This is a genomic window from Streptomyces sp. NPDC029466, from assembly GCF_055574515.1.
In genome coordinates this window covers 1-7,799 of the sequence record NZ_JBVHZH010000023.1, presented here as the reverse complement: position 1 = coordinate 7,799, position 7,799 = coordinate 1, and the positions used below count along the sequence as shown (strand labels likewise).

Genomic DNA, 7,799 nt, shown 5'->3' with positions numbered 1-7,799 from the left:
CGCCCCCCCACCCCCCGAGGGGGAGGGAGTAGCCGGGAGGGGCCGGTGTGTGGGACGTAAAGCGAAGCAGTCCCACACACCGGCCCCGGAGGTCCGTCACCGCACCCACAAACCACCTGGCCCGCCGCGTGGGGGTACCTCCCACGCCCTTCAGGCAGTGGGGGAGCCACGGCGAGCAACCACCACGGTGGGAAAGCCGAAAACGTGGGCCGAAGGCAAAGCGCAGCGGAACGCTAAAAAGCCGGCCGCTCAGGATCGAACGCGGCCACCCCCTCCGTCGGGGATGACGCCACCGCGAAATGGCGACGGGGGATGCGGCCCGCCCGATGCGCCAGCCGGCCCGCCGCCGTGGCGTATCGCATGGCGGTCGCCATCAGTTCCGGCTCCTGGGCGCGGGTCACCGCGGACGCCAGCATGACGGCCGCACAGCCCAGTTCCATGGCCAGTGAGACGTCCGAGGCGGTGCCGGCGCCGGCGTCGAGGATGACGGGGACAGAGGCCCGCTCGGTGATCAGCTGGAAGTTGTGCGGGTTGCGGATGCCCAGGCCGGAGCCGATCGGGGAGCCCAGCGGCATGATCGCGGCGCAGCCCACGTCCTCCAGCTTGCGGGCCAGCACCGGGTCGTCGTTCGTATAGGGCAGCACGGTGAAACCGTCGTCCACCAGGGTCTCGGCGGCGTCGAGGAGCTCGATCGGGTCGGGCAGCAGGGTCCGCTCGTCGGCGACGACCTCCAGCTTGACCCAGTCGGTGCCGAGCGCCTCGCGGGCGAGCCGGGCGGTGAGCACCGCCTCGCCGGCCGTGAAGCAGCCCGCGGTGTTCGGCAGCACCCGGATCTTGTGGCGCTCCAGTACGGACAGCACCGAGCCCTGCACGGTCGGATCCAGCCGCCGCATGGCGACCGTCGTCAGCTCCGTGCCGGAGGCGAGCAGTGCCCGCTCCATGATGTCGAGGCTGGGCGCACCGCCGGTCCCCATGATCAGACGGGACGTGAAGGTGGTGCCGGCAAGGGTGAACGGATCGTCGGCCATGTCTGCGGATCAGCCTCCCTGGACCGCGGTGAGCACCTCGACGCGGTCGCCGTCGCCGAGCGGGGTGGTGGGCCACTGGGTGCGCGGCACCACGGTTTCGTTGACCGCCGCGGCCACCCCGGCGGGTGCCCGGGACAGCGTCGCGACGAGCCGGTCGAGGGTGAGGCCGCCGGGGATCTCCCGGGCCTCGCCGTTGACGGACACGGACACGGTGGACGCGCTCATGCGCCGGCCTCGCTTCGTTCGGAGGGCAGGGCGCCGCCCGCGCGCCTGTTCACGGTTCGCTCGATGCGCGCGCTCATACGGGCTGCTCCTCGGGGGCAGGGGTGCGCTCCGACCCCGGGGCGGCGAGGGGGGTCCCCCCGCGCCGTTCAGGAGTGGCGGAGAAACGCGCGGGGGAGAAGGGGCGGGCCTCTTCGGGGAGGCTCCCCGTGGTCAGCGCCTCGGCCATCGCGTCACCGGTGACCGGCGTCAGCAGCACCCCGTTGCGGTAGTGGCCGGTGGCCAGGTGGAGGCCGGGCAGTGCGGTCGGCCCCAGGAGCGGCGCGTTGTCGGGGGAGGTGGGGCGCAGCCCGGCGCAGGTCTCGACCAGCGGCAGCTCGGTGATGCCGGGGACCAGCTCATGGGCGTCCCGCAGCAGCTCGTAGACCCCGCCCGCGGTCACGGTGGTGTCCCAGCCCAGCTCCTCGCTGGTGGCGCCGACGACCAGTTCGCCGTTCTCCCGTGGCACCAGGTAGAGGGGACCGCCGCGGACGACGGCCCGTACGGTGCGCGACAGGAAGGCGGGACTGCCCGCGGGCACCTCCGGCAGCCGCAGCCGCAGCACCTGGCCCTTGACCGGCCGCACCGGCGGCAGCACCTCGTCGGGAACACCGGCCAGACCGCCGCTGTGGCTGCCCGCCGCCAGCACGACCTGACCCGCCGACAGCCGGGTGCCGTCGGCGAGTTCGGCACCCGTGGCGCGCCCGCCGCCGACCGTCAGCCGGACCGCCGCGCTCCGGTGGAACGTCACTCCGGCGCGCTCACACGCGGCCAGCAGGGCGCTCACCAGCCGCCGCGGATCGACCTGATGATCGCCGTCCACCCGCAGCCCGCCGCGCACCCCGGGGGCCAGCATCGGCTCCAGGCGGCGGCACTCGCGCCCCGTGAGCCACTGCGATTCCAGTCCCGAGCGGGTCTGCAGCGCGTGCAGCTCGCGCAGATGGGCGCGGTCGTCGGCGTCCAGCGCGACGGCCAGGGTGCCGCACCGCCGGTAGCCGATCCGCTGCCCGGCGGCCTCCTCCAGCTCTTCGGTGAACCGCGGATAGCGCTGCGCCGAGGCGAGATTGAGGCCCAGCAGGGTCTGCTCGCCGTAATGGAGCTCGGTGACCGCGGCCAGCATCCCGGCCGCGACCCGGGCCGCGCCGCCGCCGGGCGCGGGATCGGCCAGCGCGACGGTCAGCCCGCGGCCGGCCGCCCGCCAGGCGGTGACCAGGCCGATGATGCCGCCGCCGAGGACGAGCACATCGGGACGCGGCACGGCCGGTCCCGACGGTGTGGCAGCTGGATGCATGAGCTTTCAGCCCCTCCCTTCGCCGGCATGACCCGGATCAGGTTCGTACGGTCGGAGGCCGGTCAGCCTCCCTCTCAGCCCGGTACGTCCGGGCTCCCGCGAGTGCGTGTATCCGTCAGCCTAATACGGGGCCGCGAGGCGCCGTAAGGCATGGCCCCGGCCCCCCATGGCCCGTATTCCGGGACGGCCGACGATGACGGTGTGTCAGAGATCTCCTTGCGTGCTGCTGCGAGCGGCGTCACGGACCGTCCTAGAGTGATCGGGTGAGCGAGCAGAGCAAGTCCTCCCAGGCCCCTGACCGCACGCCACGCGTCGTGATCGTCGGCGCGGGAATCGCGGGTGTGCAGACCGCGGTCGCCCTGCGCGAACAGGGCTGGCGCGGCGCGATCACGCTCCTCGGCGACGAGCCCCACCAGCCCTACGACCGCCCCCCGCTGTCCAAGGCGGTCCTGCTGGGCAAGGCCGAGGGCTCCACCTTCGACATCGACTTCGCCGGCCTCGACATCGAGCTCCGTCTGGGCCACCCGGTCACCGCGCTGCTACCGGACGCCCACCTCGTCGAGACCGCCGACGGCCCCCTTCCCTACGACTACGCGGTCCTCGCCACCGGTGCCGACCCGATCGTGCTGCCCGGCAGTGAAGGCATGCCCGGTGTCCATCTGCTGCGCACCCTCGACGACGCCGAGCGGCTGCGTCCGGTGCTCGCCGCCCAGCACGAGATCGTGGTCGTCGGGGCCGGCTGGATCGGCGCCGAGTTCGCGACCGCGGCCCGGGAGGCGGGCTGCGCGGTCACCGTCGTCGAGGCCGCCGACCGCCCGCTGGCCGGTGCGCTGCCCGCCGAGGTCGCCGCCCACATGACCGGCTGGTACACGGACGCCGGCGCCGAGCTGCGCACCGGCGCCCGGGTCGCGTCCGTCACCGCGGGCGCGGTCACCCTCGCCGACGGCGTGACGCTGCCCGCCGACGCGGTGGTCATCGGGATCGGCGCCCGGCCCGCGACCGCCTGGCTGGCCGGCTCGGGCGTCGAGATCTCCCCGCAGGACGGCTCCGTCCTCGCCGACGAGCGGCTGCGCACCTCCGTGCCCGATGTCTACGCGGTCGGCGACTGCGCCTCCTTCCCCTCGGCCCGTTACGGCACCCGACTGCTGATCCACCACTGGGACAACGCCCTCCAGGGCCCCCGAACGGTTGCCGAGAACATCGCCCGCGGCGACGCCGAAGGGCTGGTCTACGACCCCGTCCCGTACTTCTGGTCGGAGCAGTTCGGCCGCTTCGTGCAGTACGCGGGCCATCACGGCAACGCCGACGAGCTGGTCTGGCGCGGTGACCCGGCCGGGGCCGCTTGGTCGGTGCTCTGGCTGCGCGGTGAGGAGAGCCTGCGCGAAGCGCAGTCGGACCGGGGCGGTGGCGGGCGACGGGTGGGCCGGCTCGTCGCGCTGCTGGCCGTGGGGCGGCCGCGGGACCTCGCCCAGGGGCGCAAGCTGATCGAGCGGGGCGTCGTACTGGACCGCGAGCGGGCCGCGAACGCGTCCGTACCGCTGAAGGCCGCGGCCGTGTAGCGCGTGCGGGGGCCGCCGGTTGCCGGGCGGCCGCCGTCACCCTCCGGTGTGCACGAAGCCCCTGATGGCGATGCCCGGCTACCGGCTGTCAGTGCGAGGTGGCAGGCTTGTCCTGTGACCGAGATTGACGCAAACATCGATGGACTCGTCCCCGCCTGGCTCACCCTCCCCGACATCGCCGAACAGCTCGGCGTCGAGGTGACGCGCGTCCGGCAGCTGGTCAAGGAGGGCCAGCTGATCGCGGTGCGCCGTGGCGAGAACCGGGCGCTGCATGTGCCCGCCGATTTCATCAAGGACGACAAGGTGGTCAAGGGCCTCGTCGGCACCCTCACCCTCCTCAAGGACGACGGCTTCACCGACGAGGAGATGCTGGAGTGGCTGTTCACCCCGGATGAGACCCTGCCCGGCACGCCTGCCCAGGCGCTGCGCGAGAATCGCGGCACGGAGGTGAAGCGCCGGGCCCAGGCGCTCGCCGTCTGACCCGCCCGGCGCGGCGCGCTCCCGTCCGGCCGCCGCACCCGCATCCGTAACCGCACCCGAGGGGCGTACGCGCCGGAAGGCCCGGCCGTACGCCCCCGACCTGGGGGGAAGCCGCCCGATGAGCACCGCACGACAGGCCCTGTCCGACGCCCGGCTCTATCTCTGCACCGACGCCCGTAAGCGGCAGGGCGATCTGCCGCAGTTCCTGGACGCGGTGCTCGCCTCGGGCGTGGACATCGTCCAGCTGCGCGACAAGGGCATGGAGGCCGGTGAGGAGCTCCGCCACCTGGAGGTCTTCGCGGACGCCTGCCGGCGGCACGGCAAGCTGCTGGCGGTCAACGACCGGGCGGATGTCGCCCATGCGGCCGGCAGCGAGGTGCTGCACCTCGGCCAGGGCGATCTGCCGGTCCCGGCCGCCCGCGCCGTCCTCGGCCCGGACGTTCTCATAGGCCGCTCCACCCATGCCGAGGCCGAGGTGGACGCCGCACTCACCGAGCCCGGCGTGGACTACTTCTGCACGGGCCCGTGCTGGCCCACGCCCACCAAGCCGGGCCGCCACGCCCCCGGCCTCGACCTGGTCCGCTACACCGCCGCCCGCGCCCCCGAGCGCCCCTGGTTCGCGATCGGCGGGATCGACGCCGGGAATCTGGACGAGGTGCTGACCGCCGGCGCCCGCCGGGTCGTCGTGGTCCGCGCGATCACCGAGGCGGACGACCCGGGAGCGGCGGCCGCCGCCCTGGCCAAGCGCATCCGGACCTGGGAGGCATAGGGGCTGCCTGGGATCGCTGCGCGGCGGTGGTCGACGGACGAGCGGCGGTTTTCTGTCGTCCGGGCGACCGGAAAATGTCCAACCAGTGGACATGAACCCGACCAACCAGGCATTACGCCGAAGACGGTTGGTGTGTGCCCCGCCGCTGGTTAACCTGCCGGTATGGCCCTAGGTACAGCTTCCACCAGGACTGATCGTGCGCACACGGTGCGCGAGCTGCTCGCTTCCGGCAAGCAGTCCTATTCGTTCGAGTTCGCCGCCCCGAAGACCGAGAAGGGTGAGCGGACCCTGTGGAACGCCATTCGTCGGATCGAGGCCGTCTCCCCGACCTTTGTCTCCGTGACGTACGGCGCCGGCGGCACCTCCCGTGACGGCACGGTGCGCGCCACCGAGCGCATCGCCACCGACACCACCCTGACCCCGGTCGCCCACCTGACCGCGGTCAACCACTCCACGGCGGATCTGCGCAACATCATCGGCCAGTACGCCGACGCCGGGATCCGCAATATGCTCGCGCTGCGCGGCGACCCGCCCGGCGACCCCATGGGCGAGTGGGTCAGGCACCCCGACGGTGTCGGCTACGCGGCCGACCTGGTCCGGCTGATCAAGGAGTCCGGCGACTTCTGCGTCGGCGTCGCCGCCTTCCCCGAGATGCATCCGCGCTCGACGGACTGGGACACCGATGTGGCACACTTCGTCACCAAGTGCCGGGCCGGTGCGGACTTCGCCATCACCCAGATGTTCTTCTACCCGGAGGACTACTTCCGGCTCCGGGACCGCGTGACGGCCGCGGGTTGCTCCACGCCGATCATTCCGGAGATCATGCCGGTGACGAACGTGCGCCAGATCGAACGGTTCGCTCAGCTCAGCAATGCGGCGTTCCCGCCCGAGCTGGCCGAGCGCATCCTGGCCGTCAAGGACGACCCCGCGGCGGTACGCTCCATTGGGATCGAGTACGCAACGGACCTGTGCGCACGCTTGATGGCCGAGGATGTTCCCGGGTTGCACTTCATTACCCTGAACCACTCCACGGCGACCCTGGAAATCTACGAGAATCTGGGGCTGCACCAGCAGTCCTGATCACGGTGGCCGGCGAGCGGCGGAAGAGGGGCGTATATGGGCTGGACGATCCTCTACATCGCGTTCGGTCTGGTCGCCCTGTGGCTGCTCGGTGAGGTGCTGCTCCAGTACAAGGCGCGGCTGCGCTGGCGGTTGCTCGCCTTCACCGGCTTCCTCGCTGTGGTCATCGGCGTGATCATCCCCTCGGTGATCGTGATCGGGCTGGGCCTGATCGCCTTCGCCATCGGGCAGACGCAGGTCACGCTCTCCTTCCGCCGCGGTTTCACCACCGGTTGGGCGCTGGGCGGCAAGCCCGGCGAGAGCCGGCGCCGGCGGGCCCGCCCGTCCGGCCCGCCGCCCGCCGAACCGACCCTGGAGGTCTCCGGCCTGGAGGCGGTACCGCCCCCCGGCGGCACCGCCCCGGCTCCCGACGGCGGCCCGGACACCTTCGAGAGCACCGGCGGCTTCCAGAGCCGGGACGCCTTCGGGAACACGGGCGGCTTCCAGAGCCAGGAAGCCTTCGCCGCGCAGGAAACCATCGTCGGCCAGGGCACTTTCCCCGCGCAGGACACCTTCGCCGGGCAGGGCTCCTACGGCGGGCCCGGCTCCTACAACTACACCGCCGACGACGGCTACCGGAGCCAGGACCCCTACCAGCCGCAGCAGGACCAGGACGCCTACGCCACCCAGGCGTTCGCCGCCCAGGACGACTACCCCCGCGCCGACGCCACCGCCGTCTACGCCCCGCAGCCGATGCCCGACGAGACCGGCCAGTACGGCATCTACAGCCCCGACGCCCGCGGCCCGCAGAACGACTACGGCTACGACGCCTACAACGGCGCCGCCAACGGCAACGGCTATGCGTACGACGGGAGTTACGGCCAGGGCCCCGCCGCCCAGGACCCGTATGGCGATCCCTACGCGGCCTACGGCGACAATCCGGGCCAGGGCGGACAGCCGCCCTACGCCGACCCGTACCTCGGCACCCAGCAGTACGCCGCGCCCTACGACCCCTACGAGCAGCCGGACCCGTACGCCCAACCGCCCTACGGCGCGCAGCAGTACGACAGCCAGGGCCAGCCACTCGGCCCGTACCCGGGCCAGGGCTACGGGGAGACCCCGCCCGGCGGCGTCTGGGTCCCCCAGCAACGCGACACGGAGCTCTCGCCCGAGCAGCCTTATCCGCCTTACCAGCAGCCGGGGTATGACGGGCAGCCGTACCGTTACTGAGATTTCCCACGTTTTCGGCTTTCCCGCCGTGGTTGTTGCTCGCCGTTTGTTGCCCGCTTGCGCGGTGCCACCCGCTGCGCTTTGCCGGCCGACGTTTGTGGCTTGCTCGCCGTTGCGCCTGC

The 7,799-nt window shown here is 72.5% G+C and carries 8 protein-coding genes and 1 riboswitch; of the genes, 5 read left to right on the top strand and 3 right to left on the bottom strand.

Going from position 1 to position 7,799, the window contains the following annotated elements; genetic code table 11:
- Positions 1 to 233 precede the first annotated feature (233 nt).
- The 3 genes from ACZ4XD_RS18790 to thiO form a co-directional block, all read right to left on the bottom strand.
- Positions 234 to 1,028, bottom strand: a complete 795-nt coding sequence (locus ACZ4XD_RS18790; protein ID WP_468043415.1) for a thiazole synthase — start codon at positions 1,026 to 1,028, stop codon at positions 234 to 236.
- 9 nt (positions 1,029 to 1,037) lie between these two features.
- Entirely contained in the window at positions 1,038 to 1,253 is a 216-nt protein-coding gene (gene thiS, locus ACZ4XD_RS18785) for a sulfur carrier protein ThiS (protein WP_467122550.1), read from the bottom strand.
- 73 nt (positions 1,254 to 1,326) lie between these two features.
- A complete protein-coding gene (gene thiO / locus ACZ4XD_RS18780) occupies positions 1,327 to 2,580 on the bottom strand; it encodes a glycine oxidase ThiO (protein ID WP_468043413.1) in 1,254 nt (417 codons plus the stop codon).
- Positions 2,578 to 2,690: riboswitch (TPP riboswitch) on the bottom strand. Its footprint overlaps the gene before it by 3 nt.
- A 153-nt stretch (positions 2,691 to 2,843) precedes the next feature.
- Between thiO and ACZ4XD_RS18775 the strand changes: the two genes are divergently transcribed.
- The 5 genes from ACZ4XD_RS18775 to ACZ4XD_RS18755 all read left to right on the top strand — a co-directional run bounded on the left by ACZ4XD_RS18775 (position 2,844) and on the right by ACZ4XD_RS18755 (position 7,677).
- Entirely contained in the window at positions 2,844 to 4,139 is a 1,296-nt protein-coding gene (locus ACZ4XD_RS18775) for an NAD(P)/FAD-dependent oxidoreductase (RefSeq protein ID WP_468043411.1), read from the top strand.
- Between the two features lie 114 nt (positions 4,140 to 4,253).
- Positions 4,254 to 4,619, top strand: a complete 366-nt coding sequence (locus ACZ4XD_RS18770; protein WP_042162000.1) for an Rv2175c family DNA-binding protein — start codon at positions 4,254 to 4,256, stop codon at positions 4,617 to 4,619.
- 118 nt (positions 4,620 to 4,737) lie between these two features.
- Positions 4,738 to 5,388: a thiamine phosphate synthase gene (gene thiE / locus ACZ4XD_RS18765; protein ID WP_468043409.1), complete on the top strand. Its 651-nt coding sequence runs from the start codon at positions 4,738 to 4,740 to the stop codon at positions 5,386 to 5,388.
- 162 nt (positions 5,389 to 5,550) lie between these two features.
- Positions 5,551 to 6,468: a methylenetetrahydrofolate reductase [NAD(P)H] gene (gene metF / locus ACZ4XD_RS18760; protein ID WP_467122555.1), complete on the top strand. Its 918-nt coding sequence runs from the start codon at positions 5,551 to 5,553 to the stop codon at positions 6,466 to 6,468.
- Positions 6,469 to 6,504: 36 nt separating this feature from the next.
- On the top strand, positions 6,505 to 7,677 hold the full coding sequence (locus ACZ4XD_RS18755; protein WP_468043407.1) for a hypothetical protein: 1,173 nt from the start codon (positions 6,505 to 6,507) through the stop codon (positions 7,675 to 7,677).
- The last annotated feature ends 122 nt before the right edge of the window (positions 7,678 to 7,799 follow it).

Coding starts and splice junctions, on each gene's coding strand:
- ACZ4XD_RS18790 (WP_468043415.1), bottom strand. CDS start 1,028: ATGGCCGACGATCCGTTCACCCTTGCCGGCACCACCTTCACGTCCCGT.
- thiO (WP_468043413.1), bottom strand. CDS start 2,580: ATGCATCCAGCTGCCACACCGTCGGGACCGGCCGTGCCGCGTCCCGAT.
- metF (WP_467122555.1), top strand. CDS start 5,551: ATGGCCCTAGGTACAGCTTCCACCAGGACTGATCGTGCGCACACGGTG.
- ACZ4XD_RS18755 (WP_468043407.1), top strand. CDS start 6,505: ATGGGCTGGACGATCCTCTACATCGCGTTCGGTCTGGTCGCCCTGTGG.
- thiE (WP_468043409.1), top strand. CDS start 4,738: ATGAGCACCGCACGACAGGCCCTGTCCGACGCCCGGCTCTATCTCTGC.
- thiS (WP_467122550.1), bottom strand. CDS start 1,253: ATGAGCGCGTCCACCGTGTCCGTGTCCGTCAACGGCGAGGCCCGGGAG.